The organism is Sphingopyxis terrae subsp. terrae NBRC 15098, from assembly GCF_001598815.1.
In the GTDB taxonomy this organism is placed as follows: Bacteria; Pseudomonadota; Alphaproteobacteria; order Sphingomonadales; family Sphingomonadaceae; genus Sphingopyxis; species Sphingopyxis terrae.
Map to the genome: position 1 here is coordinate 17,247 of NZ_BCZQ01000013.1, position 19,713 is coordinate 36,959.

The 19,713-nt window shown below is 67.2% G+C and carries 18 protein-coding genes; 7 read left to right on the forward strand and 11 right to left on the reverse strand.

Annotation, left to right across the window (positions count from 1 at the left end; translation table 11 throughout):
- The first annotated feature begins 49 nt into the window (after positions 1-49).
- Positions 50-250 carry a hypothetical protein gene (locus STE01S_RS08520; protein WP_062766971.1) on the forward strand — a complete coding sequence of 67 codons (201 nt, stop codon included), beginning with the start codon at positions 50-52 and terminating at the stop codon, positions 248-250.
- 117 nt (positions 251-367) lie between these two features.
- Positions 368-1,474 (forward strand): S41 family peptidase, encoded by a 1,107-nt coding sequence (locus STE01S_RS08525; protein ID WP_162928239.1) that lies wholly within the window; start codon positions 368-370, stop codon positions 1,472-1,474.
- Here STE01S_RS08525 and STE01S_RS08530 read toward each other — a convergent pair.
- From STE01S_RS08530 to ispG, 3 genes are all read right to left on the reverse strand, one after another.
- Positions 1,463-1,957 carry a GNAT family N-acetyltransferase gene (locus tag STE01S_RS08530; RefSeq protein ID WP_062766977.1) on the reverse strand — a complete coding sequence of 165 codons (495 nt, stop codon included), beginning with the start codon at positions 1,955-1,957 and terminating at the stop codon, positions 1,463-1,465. The genes STE01S_RS08525 and STE01S_RS08530 overlap by 12 nt on opposite strands.
- Positions 1,958-2,053: 96 nt before the next feature.
- Complete coding sequence (locus tag STE01S_RS20355) at positions 2,054-2,299, reverse strand: hypothetical protein (protein ID WP_156000812.1); 246 nt, start codon at positions 2,297-2,299, stop codon at positions 2,054-2,056.
- A 462-nt stretch (positions 2,300-2,761) separates the two neighbouring features.
- Positions 2,762-3,913 (reverse strand): flavodoxin-dependent (E)-4-hydroxy-3-methylbut-2-enyl-diphosphate synthase, encoded by a 1,152-nt coding sequence (ispG, locus tag STE01S_RS08535; RefSeq protein ID WP_003038699.1) that lies wholly within the window; start codon positions 3,911-3,913, stop codon positions 2,762-2,764.
- Between the two features lie 280 nt (positions 3,914-4,193).
- On the opposite strand from ispG, the gene STE01S_RS08540 reads away from it, so the two are divergent.
- Together STE01S_RS08540 and STE01S_RS08545 are read left to right on the forward strand one after the other, a co-directional pair.
- On the forward strand, positions 4,194-4,955 hold the full coding sequence (locus tag STE01S_RS08540) for a TorF family putative porin (protein ID WP_062766980.1): 762 nt from the start codon (positions 4,194-4,196) through the stop codon (positions 4,953-4,955).
- 277 nt (positions 4,956-5,232) lie between these two features.
- The gene (locus tag STE01S_RS08545; protein WP_062766983.1) at positions 5,233-5,997 is read left to right on the forward strand and encodes a TorF family putative porin; all 765 of its coding nucleotides are present in this window, start codon (positions 5,233-5,235) and stop codon (positions 5,995-5,997) included.
- Positions 5,998-6,046: 49 nt separating this feature from the next.
- On the opposite strand, the gene STE01S_RS08550 is transcribed toward STE01S_RS08545, so the two are convergent.
- From STE01S_RS08550 to STE01S_RS08565, 4 genes are read right to left on the reverse strand one after another with little or no spacing between them, the layout of a single operon-like run.
- Positions 6,047-7,201 carry an alpha-hydroxy acid oxidase gene (locus tag STE01S_RS08550; protein WP_058812456.1) on the reverse strand — a complete coding sequence of 385 codons (1,155 nt, stop codon included), beginning with the start codon at positions 7,199-7,201 and terminating at the stop codon, positions 6,047-6,049.
- Positions 7,198-8,436, reverse strand: a complete 1,239-nt coding sequence (locus STE01S_RS08555; protein WP_062766986.1) for an NAD(P)/FAD-dependent oxidoreductase — start codon at positions 8,434-8,436, stop codon at positions 7,198-7,200. The genes STE01S_RS08550 and STE01S_RS08555 overlap by 4 nt, the downstream gene beginning before the upstream one ends.
- Positions 8,436-10,082: an amidohydrolase gene (locus STE01S_RS08560; protein ID WP_062766990.1), complete on the reverse strand. Its 1,647-nt coding sequence runs from the start codon at positions 10,080-10,082 to the stop codon at positions 8,436-8,438. Before STE01S_RS08560 ends, STE01S_RS08555 begins: the two co-directional genes overlap by 1 nt.
- Positions 10,079-10,957, reverse strand: coding sequence for an NAD(P)-dependent oxidoreductase (locus STE01S_RS08565; protein WP_040589033.1), 879 nt, complete (start codon positions 10,955-10,957; stop codon positions 10,079-10,081). The genes STE01S_RS08560 and STE01S_RS08565 overlap by 4 nt, the downstream gene beginning before the upstream one ends.
- Positions 10,958-11,016: 59 nt before the next feature.
- On the opposite strand from STE01S_RS08565, the gene STE01S_RS08570 reads away from it, so the two are divergent.
- Positions 11,017-12,267 carry a threonine ammonia-lyase gene (locus STE01S_RS08570; protein ID WP_003038686.1) on the forward strand — a complete coding sequence of 417 codons (1,251 nt, stop codon included), beginning with the start codon at positions 11,017-11,019 and terminating at the stop codon, positions 12,265-12,267.
- Between the two features lie 172 nt (positions 12,268-12,439).
- Positions 12,440-12,838 (forward strand): acyl-CoA thioesterase, encoded by a 399-nt coding sequence (locus tag STE01S_RS08575; RefSeq protein ID WP_003038684.1) that lies wholly within the window; start codon positions 12,440-12,442, stop codon positions 12,836-12,838.
- 22 nt (positions 12,839-12,860) lie between these two features.
- Here STE01S_RS08575 and STE01S_RS08580 read toward each other — a convergent pair whose 3' ends face one another.
- From STE01S_RS08580 to STE01S_RS08595, 4 genes are all read right to left on the reverse strand, one after another.
- Positions 12,861-14,696, reverse strand: a complete 1,836-nt coding sequence (locus STE01S_RS08580; protein WP_062766994.1) for a gamma-glutamyltransferase family protein — start codon at positions 14,694-14,696, stop codon at positions 12,861-12,863.
- 76 nt (positions 14,697-14,772) lie between these two features.
- Positions 14,773-16,023, reverse strand: a complete 1,251-nt coding sequence (locus STE01S_RS08585; protein WP_062766997.1) for an N-succinylarginine dihydrolase — start codon at positions 16,021-16,023, stop codon at positions 14,773-14,775.
- Between the two features lie 3 nt (positions 16,024-16,026).
- Positions 16,027-17,037, reverse strand: a complete 1,011-nt coding sequence (locus STE01S_RS08590) for an arginine N-succinyltransferase (RefSeq protein WP_062766999.1) — start codon at positions 17,035-17,037, stop codon at positions 16,027-16,029.
- Complete coding sequence (locus STE01S_RS08595; protein ID WP_062767048.1) at positions 17,034-18,242, reverse strand: hydrolase; 1,209 nt, start codon at positions 18,240-18,242, stop codon at positions 17,034-17,036. The genes STE01S_RS08590 and STE01S_RS08595 overlap by 4 nt, the downstream gene beginning before the upstream one ends.
- Before the next feature lie 195 nt (positions 18,243-18,437).
- Between STE01S_RS08595 and STE01S_RS08600 the strand changes: the two genes are divergently transcribed.
- A complete protein-coding gene (locus STE01S_RS08600) occupies positions 18,438-19,610 on the forward strand; it encodes a GGDEF domain-containing protein (RefSeq protein WP_062767002.1) in 1,173 nt (390 codons plus the stop codon).
- The last annotated feature ends 103 nt before the right edge of the window (positions 19,611-19,713 follow it).

Below are 19,713 nucleotides of genomic sequence, written 5' to 3' on the forward strand. Positions count from 1 at the left end.
GCGGCGCGGCTTTGTGTCAGCTTCCCTGCAAGAAAAAGGGGAGGCTGACATGCAGATCGTGAGAGGATTGGCGGCGATCGTCGGGGTCGCGATGGTGCTTATGGGCGGGCTGTGGATATTGCAGGGGCTCGACATCGTGCGCTGGCCCGCGAGCAGTTTCATGCTGGGCGACATCGTGTGGACGCGCAACGGCGCAGTCCTGGCGGTGCTGGGCGTCGTGCTGATCTGGCTAGGGCGTAAACGCGCCTGATCATCCATCGACTACAATTGTAGTTGATCTGTATTGCAGATGTGATACAGCTTCGTCGGACGGCGCGGCGCCGGACGGGGACCGGTCGCGCCGAATATCCTTTCGATGGAGACCGATATGATGCCTGGCCGTTTTCCCCTGTCGCTGCTGCTGCTCGCGGCGAGCCCCGCGGCACTTATGCTGCCGACACCCGCCGCGATGGCGGCCGATGCCGGTGCGGCGGTGCCGTCCGACGTCGTCGCCGAACATTATGCCGCGCAGCTCGAAGCCAATTATGTCTATCCCGATACCGGGAAGCGCTACGCCGCCGCGCTGCGCGAAGGCATTGCGGCGGGGCGCTATGCGCCGCTGACCGGCGCGGCGCTCGCCGAGGCGCTGGGCGCGACGGTGCAGGGGGTGTCGCCCGACGGGCATCTGCGCGTGAAGCCGCCCGAGAGCGCGGATGCGGCGCCCGGCGCACCGCCCGCGCCGCGCCCGAAAAAGCCCGCGATCGAACAGCCCGGCTGGATCGCGCCGGGCATTGCTTTCATCCGCTTCAATGTCTTTCCGAACGACGCGGCGGTCACGCAGGCGGCGGCGCAGTTCATGGCCGATCATGCCGACGCCAAGGCGATCATCTTCGACATCCGTTCGCACAATGGCGGCGGGATCGACCAGATGGACGTCATCTTTCCCTGGCTGTTCGCGAAGCCGACGCGGCTCGTCGCGATGGCGACGCGGGCATCGGTCGATGCCGAGGGCGGCTCGCCGATCGACGGCATCCCCTCGATGCGGCCGGTCGCGGGCGACCCCGCCATGGTGACGCGCGAACATTGGGCGACACCGAACGGCGACCCGCGGCTGGCGCAGGCAAAAGTCTATGTTCTGACGTCGGGCGCGAGCGCGTCGGCGGCCGAACATTTCGCGTTGGCGATGAAGGCGAGCGGGCGCGGTGTGCTGATCGGCGCGCCGACCGGCGGCGCCAATCATTTCGGGCGCGGTGAAGAACTGGGCGGCGGCTTTACCGCCTTCATCCCGGTCGGGCGGACCTATGATCCGGCGACGGGGAAGGATTGGGAAGGCGACGGGGTGCAACCCGACATCGCGGTGCCCGCCGCGGCGGCGCTGGAGCGGGCGCTGACCGAATTGGGGATTGCGCCGGGCGAGGCAAAACGCCTGTCCGATGCGCACATGCCGAGCTGGCCGATGGAGCGGCGCCGCCGCCCCGGCGCGTCAGGCGGCTGACGTCGCTGCTTGGGCGAGGGCGGGGAGCGCGTCGCCATCGACGCGCATCACCGTCCATTCGTCCATCATCCGCGCGCCGAGACTGTGGTAGAAGCCGATGGCGGGGGCGTTCCAGTCGAGCACCGACCATTCGAGCCGCGCGCAGTCGCGCTCCACGCAAAGCTGCGCCAGATGTGCGAGCAGCGCCTTGCCGAGTCCGGCGCCGCGCGCTTCGGGACGGACGAACAGATCTTCAAGATAGATGCCCGGCTTCCCCTCGAACGTCGAAAAATTGTGAAAGAAGAGCGCGAAGCCCTGTGGCACGCCATCGACTTCGCCGATCACCACTTCGGCATAGGGGCGTTCGCCGAACAGCTTGGTGCCGAGCGTGGCGTCATCGAAACGCACTTCGTGGGCAAGCTTTTCATAGTCGGCGAGCGCGCGAATGAGGCCCGCGATCAAAGGCAGGTCGGCGCGGGTGGCGGGGCGTATGGCAAGGGTCATGCCGGCGCTTTGTCGGGCGCCGATGCGGTTGTCAATTTTCGGGGGAGGTCGACATCGGGAAGCGACAGATAGCGGACTTACCTCGCTTATTTCCTATTATTCGCTGCGCGAGCCATAAACGATAATATCAGGCCCTTGATATCTCGACCTGTAGGCGAAATCGATGAGGTGCTTGTGGTCCCATTCAGGATTCTCGCAATACTCATCATAGCAAGCGGTAAAAAATTCAGAGATCATCTTCAAATCTTCGACGGACACAACGAGGGTTGCTTCTCTAAGTTCCGATACGCCAGTTTCTTCCACTGGATTGCTTGCGTTCACATCCGTCCCATAAACTTTCATTGCTCTCTGATCCTATGTGCGGAGGGCCTATCTCGATGTCATAAGCGTTATAGCCACACATGCGTTAACGCCCGCTTCCGACCCCAAAGTCGCCGTTCGCGGCCGATCTGGATCGAATGTCGGCTAACGACCGATTGCGGACATCTTCTTCATCGTCATCCCGGACTTGATCCGGGATCCATTCACTCAGCGTCGGAATAATGGATCCCGGATCCAGTCCGGGATGACGACTGAGGTGAGCCCAGCGTGTATATGTGTTCCCCGGTGAAGGCCGGGGCCCATGGCTTTACGGCACCGACCTCAGCGTTCGACGCTCTGGACCCCGGCTTTCGCCGGGGTCCACAAAGCGGCTCACCGCAACGCCCGCTCTCCACCCCATTCCGGTCTGTCGTCGATGGCGAAAGGGGAAAGGGCCACCTGTCCCTTCCCACCCCGAAATCGCAGCGCGGCTGTCGTGGCGGGTTACGCCGCCTTGCCGTGCGTCACGTCCATGCTCACCGCGCTGCCGGCGTCGATCGCGGCCGCCTTGGCTTCGACCAGTTTGACGATGTGCGCGATCATGTCGGCGTCCTCGACATGGTGGTCGGTGACGCCCGAGAGATAGACCATATGCTTGCCGTTGCCGCCGCCGGTGATGCCGATGTCGGTTTCGCGCGCTTCGCCGGGGCCGTTGACGACGCAGCCCAATACCGAGAGCGACATCGGCGTCTTGATGTGCTGGAGCGCGTCTTCGAGCGCCTGCACCGTGCGGATGACGTCGAAGCCCTGACGCGCGCAACTGGGGCAGGAGACGACGCGGACGCCGCGCGTGCGCAGGCCCAGTGATTTCAGGATTTCATAGCCGACGCGCACTTCCTCTTCGGGTTCGGCCGACAGGCTGACGCGGATCGTGTCGCCGATCCCGGCCCAGAGAAGGTTGCCGATGCCGAGCGCCGATTTGACGGTGCCGCCGATCAGCCCGCCGGCTTCGGTGATGCCGAGGTGGAGCGGACAATCGACCGCTTCGGCGAGCTGCATATAGGAGGCGACGGCGAGGAAGACGTCGCTCGCCTTCACCGCGACCTTATATTCGTGGAAGTCGTGGTCCTGCAGCAGCTTGATATGGTCGAGCGCGCTTTCGACCAGCGCCTCGGGGCAGGGCTCGCCATATTTTTCGAGCAGATCCTTTTCGAGGCTGCCCGCATTGACGCCGATGCGGATCGCGCAGCCGTTCGCCTTGGCGGCGCGGACGACCTCGCCGACGCGCTCCGACGAGCCGATGTTGCCGGGATTGATGCGCAGGCAGGCGGCGCCGGCGTCGGCGGCTTCGAGCGCGCGCTTATAGTGGAAATGGATGTCGGCGATGATCGGAATGCGCGCGGCGCGGACGATCTTGCCGAGCGCCGCGGTGCTGTCGGTATCGGGGCAGGAGACGCGGATCAGGTCGGCGCCCGCATCCTCGCAGCGGCGGATCTGGTCGATGGTCGCGACGGGATCACTCGTCGGCGTGTTGGTCATCGTCTGCACGGTGATCGGCGCGCCGCCGCCGACGGGGACGTTGCCGACCATGATCTGACGGCAGTCGCGCCGCGCAATGTCGCGCCAGGGGCGCAGGCCGGGATTGTGATCGCTCATGAAACGGGTCCGGTGAGGAGAGGCTGGGATGCGCCTCCTTTAGCCGCGCGCGCGCGGCTTGGCAAAGCCTGTGGGCCGCGGTCGCGCTTGTGGCGGGAAAGACACAGTGTGGCGGCGAATGTAACATTTGTGCAGTTTTCAATTGTGCGCTGCCGCATGTTGCGCAATTTTCCGCGCGTTCCTGACCACGCGCCGGCCACAAGAGCATCGGGAGAGGATCGGGCGGGAACCGCAGGATGGACGGTTTCGGTTCAATATCGATGAGAGGGGGGCTCACCCAATGAAGTTTCTTACCAAGGCATGCTTCGGCATGCTGCTCGCGACATCGGCGATGGCGATGGCGACGCCGGCCATGGCGCAGGACGCGACCGACGCGCCCAGCGGTCCGATCACCGTGTCGGGCGGGGTCGACCTGGTGTCCGACTATCGTTTCCGCGGCATTTCGCTGTCGAACGAAAAGGTCGAGGTGCAGCCGACGATCACGCTGAGCCACGAAAGCGGTCTCTATGCCGGCGTCTGGGGATCGGGCCTGCCGAAGACCGACGAATTTGGCAAGGTCGAGGTCGATCTTTATGCCGGCTGGTCGGGCGAAGTCGCCCCCGGCACCTCGGTCGACATCGGCGCGACCTATTATTGGTATCCCGATGGCAAGGATGCCTTCGGCCCGGTCGACTATGTCGAGATCATCGGCAAGCTGTCGCACGACATCGGACCCGTGTCGGCGACGGCCACCGTCGCCTATGCGCCGAGCCAGAAGTCGCTCGGCAGCGATGACAATATCTATCTGAACATGGGCCTGTCGTCGGGGATTCCGAATACGCCGGTGACGGTCGATGCGTCGCTCGGGTACACGAGCGGTTCGCTGAGCGCGGGAGCGCCCGGCGGCGATTATCTCGACTGGACGGTCGGCGCCACGCTGACCGCGGGCATCTTCAATCTGGGCGTCCACTATGTCGATACCGACATCAAGAAGACCGGGATCAAGGCAGTCGACACGCTGTATGACCCGACCGTCGTCTTCAAGGTCGGCGTCGCCTTCTGACAGCGCGGCCCGATCGGGCCGACGGTAAAGCACGGGCGCCGACCGCGGGTTGGCGCCCGTTTGCGTAATATTGTTTCCGTTGAAACCGGATATGCGCAACGACCTGTTGCATAAAAGCCGCAATCCGCGCCTTATCGTGCCGGATGCGGCTTTTTTGTTTGTGCGCCGCAGCAAATTGTCGGAGAGAGGCGCCACGTACGGCCGACCGGAGCAAAGACTTCGGCTGTCTTGCGGCAGGCAGGGACGATCCATTTTACCTTGTTAAGGGGATCAACCCATGAAGACTCTCTCCCGCGCGTGCCTGGGCCTTGCCCTTGCGGCTTCCGCGCTTCCCGCCACCGCTTTCGCCCAGGACGAAGCGCCCTCCGATCCGATCACCATTTCGGGCAGCGTGACGCTGGTATCCGACTATCGCTTCCGCGGCTTCACCCAGAGCAGCGAAGACCCGGCGATCCAGGGCGGCATCACCGTGACTCACGAAAGCGGCTTTTACGCCGGCACCTGGGCGTCGAGCGTCAGCTTTGCCGGTAACACCGAGGTCGACCTGTTCGCGGGTTACAGCAAGGATGTCGGCGGCGTGACGGTCGACGGCGGCCTGCTTTACTATCTCTATCCGCAGCATGGCGGGTCGGGCGCCGACTTTTTCGAACCCTATCTGAACCTGTCGACCGATGTCGGGCCGGTGAATGCGAAGGTCGGCGTCAACTATGCGTGGAAGCAGTCCGCGCTCGGCAATCTGCAGGACCCGAGCCGCGCGCCCGGTGCCAAATCGTCGGCCTTCTATCTGCACGGCGAACTCGCCGCCGACATTCCGGGCACGCCCCTGGCGCTGAACGCGCATGCTGGCCATGCGTGGAGCGACGCCTTCCCCGGCGGTTTCGACGGCAAGGTGTTCGACTGGTCGGTCGGTGCCACGGCTTCGTACAAGATGCTGACCTTCGGCGTCAGCTATGTGAACACCGACGAGCCCAAGGCCGGCGGGTACAAGGAAGCGATCGGCGCCGACGGCGCGGTGGTCTTTTCGCTCGGCGCGTCTTTCTGACGCCGGGCAGGGGCGGCCTTCGGGGGGAGGCCGCCCCCTCCTTCTTCAGCTATTCGGAATGCCAGCGCAGATTGCCGCGCCCAAGGTCGGCGAGACTTTTCGCGCCCATCAGTTTCATGCCGCGCTCCATTTCGGCGCGGAGCAGCGCGACCGCGCGCGCCACCCCCGCTTCGCCCGCCGCGGCGAGTGCATAGAGATAGAGCCGGCCGCCCGAGCAGGCTTTCGCCCCGACCGACAGCGCCTTGAGCACATGCGTCCCGCGGGTGATGCCGCCGTCGCAGATGACCTCCACCCGGTCGCCGACCGCATCGACGATCGCCGCCAGCGCGTCGAAGGGCGCGATGCTGCCGTCGAGCTGGCGCCCGCCATGGTTCGACACCATGATCGCGGTGGCGCCGATGTCGGCGGCGCGCCGCGCATCCTCGACCGCGACGATGCCCTTCAGGCAGAAGGGGCCGTCCCACGCCTTGCGGATTGCCTCGGCGCGTTTCCAGTCGAGGCTCTGGTCGAGCATGGTGGTGAAATATTCGGCGACCGATTTCGGCACGCTCGACCCTTCGGACACGTGGGTCGCAAGGTTGGGCAGGCTGAATTTTTCGCGCAAGACATAGTTGAGGCCCCAGCCGGGCTTGATCGCATAGCTCAGCATGTTCGACGCGGTGAAGCGCGGCGGCGAGGTAAAGCCCGAGCGCAGGCAGCGTTCGCGGTTGCCGCCGACGATCGTGTCGACGGTGAGCGCAACGGCGTCGAATTTTGCCGCGCGCGCGGCCTCGAGCATCGCATGGTTGAGCCCCTCATCCTTATGGACATAGAGCTGGAACAGCTTGGGGCCGTCGGTCAGCGCGCCCGCTTCGGCGAGGCCGATCGTCGCGAGGCTCGATATGCCGGCGACGGTCCCCGCATCGGCGGCAGCGCGCAGCACCGCCCGCTCGCCCTGCCAGTGGAACAGGCGCTGGAGCGCGGTGGGTGACAGGAAGAGCGGCATCGCGATCTCGCGGCCGAAGAGCGTCGTTTTCATGTCGATCGATTCGACGCCGGCCAGCACGCGCGGGATGAGGTCGCACCGGTCGAAGGCGGCGCGGTTGCGGCGACGCGTCACCTCGTCATCCGCGGCGCCGTCGATATAGTCGAACACCGGCCAGGGCAGCCGCCGCTTCGCCAGCGCGCGGAAGTCGTCGATATTGTGGCAGTCGGTCAGCTTCATGTCGTGGTCGCTCCAGTCAGGCGGGCGAGCGCCCAGCGCGGTTCGATCGCGCGCGCGGGGTCGGCGATGTGCGCCGCGATACGCGCGCCGATGACCGGGGCGAGCGCGAAGGCACGCCCAGTCGCGCCGCCGGCGAGCCAGGCGCGTGCGTGGCCGGGCACGCGGTCGAGCAGCAATTCGCCGCTGATCGTGCGGCAGTCGTGCGCGGCGGCGCTCGCGACGACCGGAGCCTCAGCCAGATGCGGGACGCGGCCCGCGAGCCACTGGCGCACCGCGGCCAGCGCGGCATCGTCGGCGCGGCGGTCGAAGCTGTCGGGATCGACCGTTGCATCGGGGGCGTTTTTCCACACGCGCACCCCGCGCCCCTCGATGTCGGGGAGCAGGGTGAAGCCGTAAGCGCGGTCGACTAGCGCGGGCATCGCGGGCGGGCGATACTGGACATCGCCCTGACCGGGGCCGACGTGAAAAAGCTGGTAGCGCACCGCCGACAGCCGTGCGGGCGTCAATATCTGTGGAAAAAGCTCGGTCAGCCACGCGCCGGTCGCATAGACGATGCTGCGGGCGGTGCCGCCGTCGGGCAGGATATAGAGGTCGCGCTTCTTGTCGAACAGCGGCGCGGGCATGACGACGTTTTCGGCATCGACCTGCGCGTCGAGGATGGTTTCGAGAATGGCGCGGCGGCCGGCGAGAAGCGCGGCCTTATCGGCGACGAGAGCCGCTTCCTCGTCGCGCCAGCCGATCGCGCCGAAGCGGCTGCGCAGCTTGTGCCCGGTCGTGCGGTCGGTGCCCGGCGGCTCTTCGGCGCCGTCGGTCGGCAGCAGCGTCGTCACCGCGGCGCACGGCGTCACGATCGGCAGGCTGGCGCTGTCGGACAGGCGCTGCCACAGCGGCAGGCTGTCGTGCGCGAGATCGGCGTAGAGCGCGTCGCCCGCCTGCGCGGGATCGCACAGCATGGTCGGGAGGTTCGAAGCGGCGCGGCCGTTCCCGGCGCCATAGGCATCGAACAGCCGGACATCGAGGCCCTGACGGACGAGATGCCACGCGGTCCATGCCCCGACCGCGCCCGCGCCGACGATCGCGACATCGACATGCTTGTCGGGCGATTTGACGCCCTTGCGCTGTTTCGACGCGCGCGGCTGCGGCGGATCCCTGCGCTTCGGTTCTTTCGCCGCCGCGCCGAGCGCCAGCGCGGCGGGCGCCGCGGCGAGCGCGCCGAGCAGACGCCGCCGGTCCATCAGCCGCCCTTCTTGTAATAGCGGTAACCGCCGATCCAGGTTTCGAGCGGCACCATCTTGCGGATGTCCTCGGGGCTGGCGAGCAGCAGGTCGGTGTCGACGATCAGGAAGTCGGCGCGCATCCCCGGCATCAGCGTACCGAGCCGGTCCTCGGCGAAGGCGGCATAGGCGGCGCTGCGCGTGAAGCCGTCGAGCGCGGTCTCGCGCGAAACCGCCTCTTCGGGATGCCAGCCGCCGAACGGCTGACCCTGAGCGTCGGTGCGCGAGATGGCGGCGGCGATGCCGGGGAAGGGGTTGGCGCTTTCGACCGGCACATCCGACCCGAAAGCGAGGCGGACGCCGGCATTTTCCATGCTGCGCCACGCATAGGCGCCCTTCAGCCGGTCGGGCCCGAGGCGGGCTTCGGCCATCAGCCGGTCGGACGGCTGGTGGATCGGTTGCATCGACGCGATGACGCCGAGCTTGGCGAAACGCGGGATGTCGGCGGGATCGACGATCTGCGCATGTTCGATCCGCCAGCGCCGTTCGCCGGGCAGATCGGCGGTGAGATCGGTGATTGCGTCGAGCGCCTCGGCATTGGCGGCGTCTCCAATCGCGTGGATCGCGACCTGAAACTTGTCCATCGAGGCGCGGACCATCTTGTTGCGCAATTGCGCCGGGGTCAGCAGCGGCAGGCCCTTCTGGCCCGGCGCGTCGGCATAGGGCGCCTTGAGCCACGCGCCGCGCGACCCGAGCGCGCCGTCGAGATAGAGCTTCACCCCCACCATGCGCAGCTTGTCGTCATAGAGCCACGGCGTCGGCCCCGGACCCGCGATCAGCGCCATATTGTCGATGTCGCCGCCGTAGCTGAGGATACGGATCGCGAGCTGGTGCTTGTCGCCCGCGCGGCGATACGCCTGCCATTCCTGGATCGTCGTGCCCATGTCGGCGATCGCGGTGATTCCCTGGGCGAGCAACTGCTGCTGCGCGGCGAGGAAGGCGCGATCGAGGTCGCGCGCGAGCGGCTTGGGCTTGGCGCTGTCGATCAGCGCGACCGCGGCATCGACGAAGACGCCGGCGGGCTTGCCGTCCACTATCTCGATCCGGCCGCCCTCGGGCGCCTTGGTCGCGGCGGTGATCTTTGCTGCCGTCATTGCAGCGCTGTTGGCCCATCCGGCATGGCCATCGACGCGTTCGAGCCAGACCGGCCGGTCGGGCACGACCGCGTCGAGATCGGCCGCGGTCGGGAAGCGGCCCAATCCCCATTTTTCCTGATTCCACCCGCGCCCGATGATCCACGGCAGCTCGGGGTTTTCGTCGGCATATTTCTTGATCGCCGCCTGTGCCTCGGCCAGCGAGCGCGTGTCCGAGAGGTCGAGCAGCATGAGCGACAGGCCCAGGCCCATCAGATGGCCATGTGCGTCGATCATGCCCGGGATCAGCGTCCGGCCCTTGCCGTCTTCCTTGAAATCGGGGCGTTCGGGGCGCTTGTCCTTGCGGTCGAGGAGCTGCTTCACCTTGCCGTCGGTGCCGATCACCATGCCGGTGAATCGCACGACCTTGCCGTCCTTGTCGAGCGTGATGCCGTTGACATTGTCGACGAGCGTATCGGCCTGCGCGGGTGCAGCGAGCAGGAGGGCGATGACGGTTAGGGCTAGGCGCTTCATTTCGGCAACCTCGTCACGAGTGAGCTCGTGTCGAGGCGGCCGCCGCCCGCACCCTGCACCTCGGCATAAAATTGATCGACCAGCGCCGCGACGGGAAGCGTCGCGCCGTTGACGCGGGCTTCGTCGAGCGCGAGGCCCAGATCCTTGCGCATCCAGTCGACCGCAAAGCCGAAATCATATTCGTCCTTCGCCATCGTGCCCCAGCGGTTAAGCATCTGCCAGCTTGCCGCGGCGCCGCCCGAGACAGCTTCGAAAACCTTGTCGGTGTCGAGGTCCGACGCCTGGGCGAAGCGCAGCGCTTCGGAGAGGCCCTGAAGCACCCCGGCGATCGCGATCTGGTTGACCATCTTGGTCGTCTGGCCCGCGCCCGGCCCGCCGATATGGACGATGCGCGCGGCATAGGCGCGCATCAGGGGCTCGGCGGCGGCGAAGGCGGCGTCGCTGGCGCCGCACATGATCGACAGCGCCCCATTCTGCGCGCCCGCCTGACCGCCCGAAACCGGCGCATCGACGCACAGCAGGCCGCGCGCATCGGCCTCTTCGGCCAGGCGCCGGGCGATTCGGGCGGAGACGGTCGTGTGATCGACGAAGACCGCGCCGGACTTCATCGCGCCGAAGGCCCCGTCGTCGCCGAGCGTCACCGCCGCGAGATCGTCGTCGTTGCCGACGCAGGCGAACACCGCATCGGCGCCCGCGGCGGCGGCGGCGGGGCTGTCCGCTGCCTGGCCGCCATAATCCGCCGCCCAGGCGTCGGCCTTGGCGCGGGTGCGGTTATAGACGGTGACAGCATGACCGGCCTTGACGAGATGGCCGGCCATCGGACCGCCCATGATGCCGGTGCCGATGAAGGCGATGCGCAATTTTTCTTCGCTCATGCCGCGGTCCATAACCATGGTTTGCGCGCGGCGCCAGATAGGGTAGGGGGCTTGCCGCTATGACCGATCAATCCATCCTGACCGCCGCCGCCGATTTTCCGGCGATAAACCTGGACGATGTGCGGGCGGCTGCGGGACGAATTGAGGGCGCGGTTGTCCGCACCCCGACGCTGAAGTCGCAGACGCTGTCCGAACTGGTCGGCGCCGAGGTGTGGCTGAAGTTCGAAAATCTGCAGTTCACCGCGGCCTACAAGGAACGCGGCGCGCTGAACGCCCTGCTGCTGCTCAGCGACGAAGCGAAAGCGCGGGGCGTGATCGCGGCGTCGGCGGGCAATCATGCGCAGGGCCTTGCCTATCATGGCAAGCGGCTCGGCGTGCCCGTGACCATCGTCATGCCGAGCACGACGCCGCAGGTGAAAGTGTCGCAGACCGCGAGCCACGGCGCGCAGATCGTGTTGTTCGGCGAAAAATTCGACGATGCCTACGCCCATGCACGCGAGCTGGAGGCGGAACGCGGGCTGACCTTCGTCCATCCGTTCGACCATCCGCACGTCGCGGCGGGGCAGGGGACGGTCGCGCTCGAAATGCTCGAGGATGTACCCGAACTCGATACGCTGATCGTGCCGATCGGCGGCGGCGGGCTGCTGGCGGGCATGGGCACCGCGGCGCGCGGGATCAAGAATGACATGCGCCTCGTCGGCGTGCAGGCCGAACTTTACCCGTCGATGTATGCCGAGCTGAACGGCGTCGACATGGCGTGCGAGGGCGATACGCTGGCCGAGGGCATCGCGGTCAAGGAACCGGGAAGCTATACGCGCAAGCTCGTCGCCGAACTCAACGACGATATCGTGCTGGTCGCCGAGCGCCATCTGGAGCGCGCGGTCAGCCTGCTGCTCCAGATCGAAAAGACGGTGGTCGAAGGCGCGGGCGCGGCGGGCCTCGCCGCGATGCTCGCGCATCCCGAGGAATTCGCCGGGCGCAAGGTCGGCCTGGTGCTGACCGGCGGCAATATCGACACGCGCCTGCTCGCGAACGTGCTGCTGCGCGACCTTGCGCGATCGGGCCGCATCGCGCGGCTGCGCATCCGGTTGCAGGACCGCCCCGGCGCACTGTTCAAGGTGATGGAGGTGTTCAACGAAAAGCAGGTGAACATCATCGAAATCTATCACCAGCGCATCTTCACGACGCTGCCCGCCAAGGGGTTGATCACCGACATCGAATGCGAGGCGCGCGACAAGGAGCATCTCGACAGCCTCGTCTCGGCGCTGCGCGATGCGGGCTATATGGTCACGACGGTGGAACTGGCCTGATTTTTCCCCTCTCGCAAGCGGGAGGGACGGCGAGGCTTGGCAGCTTGCTGCCTAGCCGCAGCGGGGTGGGCTAGCCACGCCGCGTTCTTGCCCACCCTGTTGCGACTAGCGAACAAGTTCGCAAGCCTCACTGCCCCTCCCGCTTGCGGGAGGGGATTGCTATGGTGCCGCGATGAAAGACTTCACGCTCTCCCTCACCGCTACGCCCGACGCCATCGACGAGCTCGGCCATGTCAACAATGCGGTCTGGGTCCAGTGGATCCAGCAGGTCGCGACGGGACATTGGGACGCCGCGGCGCCGCAGAGCCACAAGGACGCCTATATCTGGGTCGTGGTGCGGCACGAGATCGACTATCTGCGCGCGCTCGGCCCCGGTGAGACGGTGACGGCGCGCACCTGGGTCGCCGACAAGCCGCAGGGCGCGAAGTTCGACCGTTTCATGGAATTCACCGGCGCGGACGGCACGGTGCATGTGCGCGCGCGCACCGTGTGGGCCTTGCTCGACAAGGCGAGCGGCCGTCCGCTGCGCGTCACCGACGCGATCGTCGCCCCCTTTCGGGCCGACCGCTGAGCGGTCCGGCCGTGCCGGGCGGTCAGTAGGCGAGCGCGCAGCCGTCGGCGCGCATCTCGCTCGCCGCGGCATAGACGCGCGTGTCGCCGTCCATGCGATGTTCGACGCACTGGTAGCGGCCGAAGCCGCCATCGGGATCGCCGATCGTCCAGCCGAGCGCCGCAAGCTGGGCCCTCGTCGCGGCGGGGACGCCGCTTTCGAGCCGCAGAAGTCCCTTGGGGCCGAGCCCCGGCGCATCCTCGCCCATCGATTGCGACGATCCTTCATGGTGCCAGCGCGGCGAATCGCCGGCGGCCTGGATTTCGAGGCCGTAATCGATGCGGTTGACCATGATCTGCGTCTGCCCCTGCGGCTGCATGTCGCCGCCCATCACCCCGAAGCTCATCCACGGCGTGTCGCCATGCGCGGCGAAACCGGGGATGATCGTCTGGAACGGGCGCTTGCCGGGGGCGTAGATATTCGGGTGGCCATCCTGCAGGCTGAACAACTGCCCGCGATCCTGGAACATGAAACCGAGGCCGTCGGCGACGAGACCCGATCCCATGCCGCGGAAGTTCGACTGGATCATCGACACCATCATACCGTCCTTGTCGGCGACGCTGAAATAGGTGGTATCGCCGTGGCTCGGCGCCTGCCCCGGATGGACCGGGGTCAGGATGCGGTCGGGGCGGATCAGCCGGGCGCGCTCGGCGGCATAATCCTTCGAGATCAGCCATTCGACCGGCACGTTCGAAAAATGCGGATCGGCATAATAGCGCGCGCGATCTTCATAGGCGAGGCGCTTTGCCTCTGCCTGAAGATGGATCGACAACGCGGACTGGAACCCCGCGCCCTTCAGGTCGAAATTTTCGAGGATGTTGAGCATCTGCAGCGTCGCGATGCCCTGCGTGTTGGCGCCGAGTGCATAGACGTCGGTGCCGCGGTAGGATGTGCGGTGCGGTTCGATCCATTCGGAGCGGTGCGCGGCCAGATCCTCGCGGCGCAGCCAGCCCCCGATGCGCCGGAAATAGGCGTCGATCGTCCGCGCAATCTCGCCATCGTAAAAGACGTCGCGGCCGCCCTCGGCGATCAGGCGGAAGGTGCGCGCGAGGTCCGGGTTGCGGAAGACCTGTCCCGCTTGCGGCCCCTTGCCGTCGGCCATGCCATAGGTGCGCAGCGCATTGTCGACCTCTTCGATCCCGCGCCCCGGCTGGCGAAAACCGGCAAGGCTGCGGCGGATATAATAAGCGATCATGTCGGGGACCGGGGCGCCCGCCTCGGCATGGGCGATGACCGGTTCGAAAAGCTCCTTCCAAGGCAGCTTGCCGTAGCGCTGGTGCATCGTCCACCACGCGTCGACCGTCCCCGGCACCGACACCGCGATCGCGCCATAGGCCGGGATCGCGCCGCCCTTTGCGCGCGACCGCACGGTGGCGAGGTCGAGCGCGCGGGGGCTTTTGCCAGACCCCGCCAGCCCGACGACCTTCTTTGCCTTCGGATCCCAGATCATCGCATAGGCGTCGCCGCCGATGCCGTTGGCGGTTGGTTCGAGCAGGCCGAGGCAGGCGTTGGTCGCGATCGCGGCGTCGACCGCCGACCCGCCGCGCTTCAGCATGTCGATCCCCGCCTGCGTCGCGAGCGGGTGCGCGGTGCCGACCGCGCCGCTGAGGCCGTAGGCGGCGGTACGCGAGGCGAAGCTCGCACCGACCGGCCGGTCGCCGGCATGCACGTCGGGTCGCAGGAAGCGTTCGCTGTCCTTGTCCCACGCGGGCGGCAGCGCCGGATCGCCTTTGGGCGCCGGCTTCGCGGACTGGGCAAGCCCGGCGGTCGGCAACAGGGCGACGGCGGGGGCGGCAGCAAGAAGCGTGCGACGGCGCATGGCGATGTCCTTTGAAATTTTCTGTCGCCCCTTTGTTGCGCCATGCGGCAGGCTTGGCAAGGGGCGTGGAGGCTCTCTACCCGAGTTCGGTAAGGTCGAGCGCCGCGAGCAACTGCGCGCGGGCGCGGCGGACATCGGCGGTGAGCGCGGGCGAAGCGAGGTCGCCGGGCGCGATCGCTTCGGGCCAGTGCGCCGCGACGACGGCGGCGATCCGGTCGAGCGTGGCTTCGTCGGCCATGAACCGCGGATCGACGGTCGCCGGATCGGCGACGACGCGCAGGCGCAGGCAGGCGGGACCACCGCCATTGGCCATCGACTGGCGCACGTCGACCGGAAACAGCCGCCGGATCGGGCCGTTGCCCGCGACATGCGCCTCGAGCCAGGTCCACACGCTCGGCGTCTCGCGCGCTTCGGTGGGGAGGATCAGCCCCATGCCGACGTCGTCCGGCAGGCTGACGAGCTGCGCGTTGAACAGATAGGATTTGATCGCATCGGGCAGGCTGACCGCGCTTGCCGGGACTTCGACGATCTCGACCTCGGGAAAGGCCGCGCGGATCTGCGCATGCGCCGCCGTGCGGTCCTCGAAAGCGGTTTCGTGGGTGAACAGCACGCGCTCGTTGGCGACCGCAACGACGTCGTTGTGAAAGGCGCCGCCCTGGATCGCGGTGTCCGATTGCCGGATGAACAGCGTCCGGTCGGGATCGAGCCGGTGGTGGCGCGCGATCGCTTTCGAGGCGTCGAGATGCTGGCGCGCCGGGAAGCGCCCGCCGCCGACGCCATAGACGAAAATCTCCACCCCCGGCTGGCCATGGCCGGCGCACAGCCGCATGTGATTGGCGGCGCCCTCGTCGCCGAACGGCGCGGGGACCGGGCCGTGCACCACAAAGGCGGGATGCGCGAAGGCGAGCCGGAGCTGGGCGAGCGTGCCCTGCCATTCATGGCTGCGGTGCGGCATGGTGACGAGGTTGGCGACGGTGAGATGGCATTTGCCGTCGCCGCTGTCGGGCGCGGGCGAGACGGTGGCGGCATTGGCGGCCCACATCGACGAAGCCGACCAGGCCTGCGCGCGCAGATGCGCTTCGGCGCTGTCGAGGTCGGTCGCGAGCGCCGCGAGCCACGCCGCATCGGGACGGTCGAGCGGCGCGAAAAAGCCCTGCGGCAGCCCAAGCGCGAGGTTGTGGCGCATCTTGTCGATGCCCTGCAGCGCCGCGGCGCGCGGCTGCGACACGTCGCCGGCATTGCTGGCCGAAGCCATGTTGCCGCGGCTGAGGCCGGCGTAATTATGCGTCGGGCCGATGATGCCGTCGAAGTTGATTTCGGTGATCATGGCTCAGCGCCCGATCCAGCTGATGGTATCGCCGGTGCCGATCTGCAGCAGCCGCGCCGTCTCGGCATCGATGCTGCCGCCCGCGCCGACCTTGCCGAAGCAGCAGCGGAAATCGGCAAGGCGGCCCGTCGCGATCAGCGCGTCCGCGTCATCGTCCAACCGGTCGGCGACCCGCGTCACCTCGACATGCTGCGCGTCGCGGATGCTCGACACCTGATCGGTGCGCGCGGTCATCGTCGGGCCGCCGTCGAAAATGTCGATGTAATTTTCAAAAGCGAAGCCCTCATTCTCCAGCATCCGCATCGCGGCGCGGCCGGTGGGGTGGGGCACGCCGATCACGCTGCGCGCGGTTTCGGGCAGCATTGCGATATAGACCGGATGCTTGGGCATCAGGTCGGCGATGAACTGGTTGCCGTGGACGGCATTGAACTGGTCGGCTTCCTGAAAGCTCATGCCGAAGAATTTGCCGGCGACGCCGTCCCAGAAGGGCGATCCGCCCGCTTCGTCGATCACCCCGCGCAGCTCGGCCAGGATGCGGTCGCCGAAGCGCGCGCGGTGCCGCGCGATGAACAGATAGCGCGAGCGCGCGAGCAACAGTCCGAGCCCGCCGGCGCGCGCCGCGGGATGGAGGAACAGGCCGCCGACCTCGCTCGACCCGTTGAGATCGTTGCTGAGCATGAGCACCTGCGCGTGGAAGGTCCGCCCCAATTGCTCGCTGTGCTTGCTGTCGGTGCCGATGCGATAGCTGTAGAAGGGCCAGCGCTGGCCGACCTGGCCGAAAATCTGGCAGGTGCCGCGCACCTCGCCCGTTTCGGTGTCCTCGAGCATCATCAGATAAAGCTCGTCGGAGGGATATTCGCGGTCGCTGGCGAAGCTGGCCTCGGCGCGATCGAGCTTGGCGCGCAGCGCCTTGCGGTCGGGCGGCAGATTGGTGAAGCCGCCCCCCGTCAGTTTCGCCATTTCGTAGATGCTTTGCAGGTCGCTCGGTTTCGCCGAGCGGATCACATAGCTCACACAGTCCCCCGTTCCGCTATTTTCATTAGGGTCAGTGCCGACAGCTGCGCGCGTTCGGCGAGGCTGTCGACGATCAGAAATTCGTCCGACGAATGGATGGCGCCGCCGCGCGGGCCCATCGTGTCGACGACGGGAATGCCGCAGGCGGCGATATTGTTGCCGTCGCACACGCCGCCGGTCGCGTTCCAGCCGATCGACAGGCCCAGCGCCGCGCCGCAGTCGCGGACCAGTTCGAAGAGACGCGTCGCCGCGGCATCGAGCGGCTTGGGCGGACGGTTGAAGCCGCCGTAGAGGTGGCAATGGACGTCGTGGTCGCGCTGGATCGCGGCGATGGCGTCGCGCAGCGCGGCTTCGGCGGCGGCCATCGCGTCGGGGGTCATCGGCCGCATGTTGACGCGCAGGATCGCCTGATCAGGGACGACATTATTGGGGCCGCCCCCGTCGATCTTCGCGGGATTGACCTTGAGGTCGGGCGATTTCAGCGCGTTGAGGCGGAGTGCGAGGTCGGCGGCGGCGACGAGCGCGTTGCGGCCGTCCTCGGGGTTGCGTCCGGCGTGCGCCGAGCGGCCGTGGATCAGCACCGAGAAATTGCCGCTGCCCGGCCGCGCGCCGGCGAGCGTGCCGTCGGGCAGCGCGGGTTCGTAGGTGAGCGCCGCGGTCTTGCCGCGCGCCAGCTCGGCGATCAGCACGGCGGAGGCATGGCTGCCCGTTTCCTCGTCGCTGTTGATCATCACGTCATAGCCGACACGCTCGGCCAGCGGCGACGCCTCGAGCGCCGACAGCGCGGCGAGGATGACCGCGATGCCGCCCTTCATGTCGGCGGTGCCGGGGCCGTTGAGCACGCCCGGCTCCAGCCATTTGAGCGACTGGAAAGGATGATCGGCGGCGAACACCGTGTCCATATGACCGGTCAGCAGCAGCTGGACCGGCGCGTCGGGGCGCACGCGAAGGTGGAGATGCGCGCCGCGCTCGATCGTCTGGACGCGGCCCGCGGCATCGACGCTTTCGACGGGGTCGGGCGCGACGAGGCGCACGGTGCCGGGGAGCGCCGAAAAGGCGTCGGCGAGCAGGCCAGCGACGGTCTTGAGCCCGGCAAGATTGCCGGTGCCGCTATTGACCGCGGCCCAGCGTTCGACCTGCGCCAGCATCGGCGCATCGGCCGCACGCTCCAGCGTGGCGGTTTCGCTTGGCTTCAGGATGGTCATGCGCAGCCTATAGCCGCCCGCGCCCGGCTTTGGCACCCCCGGCGCGAAACAATCTTTCACGCGATACGGTAAATCACTGACATCGCTGGACGAGGCAAGCGATGTCGCGCGCGAAAGCGTCCGAATCGCAACGCGTTAACCGAAACTTCGTCTGCCTGGGCATAGGGCCTTGGCATCGCGCCAACGAGTGGGTCCATGACAGCCGCCTTCGTCCTCGTCATCAACATGTGCATCGCCGGGATTTTCGCGGTGGCATTCGGCGTGATCGCGGCGACCAACCGAATGGCGCGCGGCGCCGCCTTCATGGCGGCGGGCTATGCGCTGGGCATCGTTGATGTCGCGCTGGAATTCCTGCTGCCCTTCCAGACCGATCCCACGCCGGTGGCGGTCAGCATCTTTGTCGTATTCCTGCTCGCGCTCAGTTTCTGCCTCATCGGCATCTCGCGCCACTATCGCGTGCCGACGCCGCGCGGCGCGATGATCGCGATCTGGGCGAGTGCGCTGCTGTTGGCGCCCCTTGCCTTTTCGCTGCCTTACGGGTCGCCCGCGCGCGGCATGATCTATCAATTTTCCTATTGCCTGATGCAGGGGCAGGCCGGGGTCGTCATCTTGCGGTCGGGGCGGCGCCAAGCGCTCGACCTGCTGCTGATGGGGATGCAGTTCGTCGCGGCGCTGCTGTATCTGGTGAAACCCGTGATCGGTATGCTGGTTGGAACCGCCGCGGCGCCGCAGGCCTATATGGCGACAACCTATGCCGCGATTTCGCAGACGATGGGCGCGGTGACGCTGGTCGCGGTGGCAATGGTGCTGCTGCTCGTGATGATCCGCGATGCGACCGCCGAGATGACCGCGCGGTCCGAAACCGACCCGCTGTCGAGCGCGCTCAACCGGCGCGGCTTCGAACTACATGGGGAATCGGCGCTGGCGGGCGGTACACGCGGCGTTCTGGTCGCCGCCGACCTCGATCATTTCAAGCAGATCAACGACAGTTACGGCCATGCGGCGGGCGACGGCGTGATCGCGCATTTTGCCGCGCTGTTGCAGGACGCGGCGCCCGAGGGGGCGATCGTCGGACGCGTCGGCGGCGAAGAATTTGCGGTGCTGCTGCCCGATGCGCTGCTGTCCGACGGGCGGCTCTATGCCGAAACGGTGCGCGGCCGCTTTGCGGCGCAGCGGCTTCCGGTGCTCGGCGTCGATCGCTGTTTCACCGCGTCGTTCGGCGTCGCGCAGGCGGGGCGCGGCGACACCCTGCACGACCTGCTCCACCGCGCCGACGCCGCGCTTTACAGCGCCAAGGCCGGGGGACGGAACCTTGTGCGTGTGGCGCTCGGCGAATTGCCGCCGCTGCCCGCGATGGGCGCTGCCTGACGCGGCCCTATGGAGCGATTGGGGCGCGAAGGGCGGTTGCCATCGCGCCCCAATCGCGCCATAGGGCGGCGGCCCTTTCCTCCCCGGGTCCATCCGCGCAATC

Bases quoted from the DNA above. Each gene is read 5' to 3' on its own strand.
- STE01S_RS08520 (WP_062766971.1), top strand. From the start codon at position 50: ATGCAGATCGTGAGAGGATTGGCGGCGATCGTCGGGGTCGCGATGGTG.
- STE01S_RS08525 (WP_162928239.1), top strand. From the start codon at position 368: ATGATGCCTGGCCGTTTTCCCCTGTCGCTGCTGCTGCTCGCGGCGAGC.
- STE01S_RS08530 (WP_062766977.1), bottom strand. From the start codon at position 1,957: ATGACCCTTGCCATACGCCCCGCCACCCGCGCCGACCTGCCTTTGATC.
- STE01S_RS20355 (WP_156000812.1), bottom strand. From the start codon at position 2,299: ATGAAAGTTTATGGGACGGATGTGAACGCAAGCAATCCAGTGGAAGAA.
- ispG (WP_003038699.1), bottom strand. From the start codon at position 3,913: ATGAGCGATCACAATCCCGGCCTGCGCCCCTGGCGCGACATTGCGCGG.
- STE01S_RS08540 (WP_062766980.1), top strand. From the start codon at position 4,194: ATGAAGTTTCTTACCAAGGCATGCTTCGGCATGCTGCTCGCGACATCG.
- STE01S_RS08545 (WP_062766983.1), top strand. From the start codon at position 5,233: ATGAAGACTCTCTCCCGCGCGTGCCTGGGCCTTGCCCTTGCGGCTTCC.
- STE01S_RS08550 (WP_058812456.1), bottom strand. From the start codon at position 7,201: ATGAAGCTGACCGACTGCCACAATATCGACGACTTCCGCGCGCTGGCG.
- STE01S_RS08555 (WP_062766986.1), bottom strand. From the start codon at position 8,436: ATGGACCGGCGGCGTCTGCTCGGCGCGCTCGCCGCGGCGCCCGCCGCG.
- STE01S_RS08560 (WP_062766990.1), bottom strand. From the start codon at position 10,082: ATGAAGCGCCTAGCCCTAACCGTCATCGCCCTCCTGCTCGCTGCACCC.
- STE01S_RS08565 (WP_040589033.1), bottom strand. From the start codon at position 10,957: ATGAGCGAAGAAAAATTGCGCATCGCCTTCATCGGCACCGGCATCATG.
- STE01S_RS08570 (WP_003038686.1), top strand. From the start codon at position 11,017: ATGACCGATCAATCCATCCTGACCGCCGCCGCCGATTTTCCGGCGATA.
- STE01S_RS08575 (WP_003038684.1), top strand. From the start codon at position 12,440: ATGAAAGACTTCACGCTCTCCCTCACCGCTACGCCCGACGCCATCGAC.
- STE01S_RS08580 (WP_062766994.1), bottom strand. From the start codon at position 14,696: ATGCGCCGTCGCACGCTTCTTGCTGCCGCCCCCGCCGTCGCCCTGTTG.
- STE01S_RS08585 (WP_062766997.1), bottom strand. From the start codon at position 16,023: ATGATCACCGAAATCAACTTCGACGGCATCATCGGCCCGACGCATAAT.
- STE01S_RS08595 (WP_062767048.1), bottom strand. From the start codon at position 18,242: ATGACCATCCTGAAGCCAAGCGAAACCGCCACGCTGGAGCGTGCGGCC.
- STE01S_RS08600 (WP_062767002.1), top strand. From the start codon at position 18,438: ATGACAGCCGCCTTCGTCCTCGTCATCAACATGTGCATCGCCGGGATT.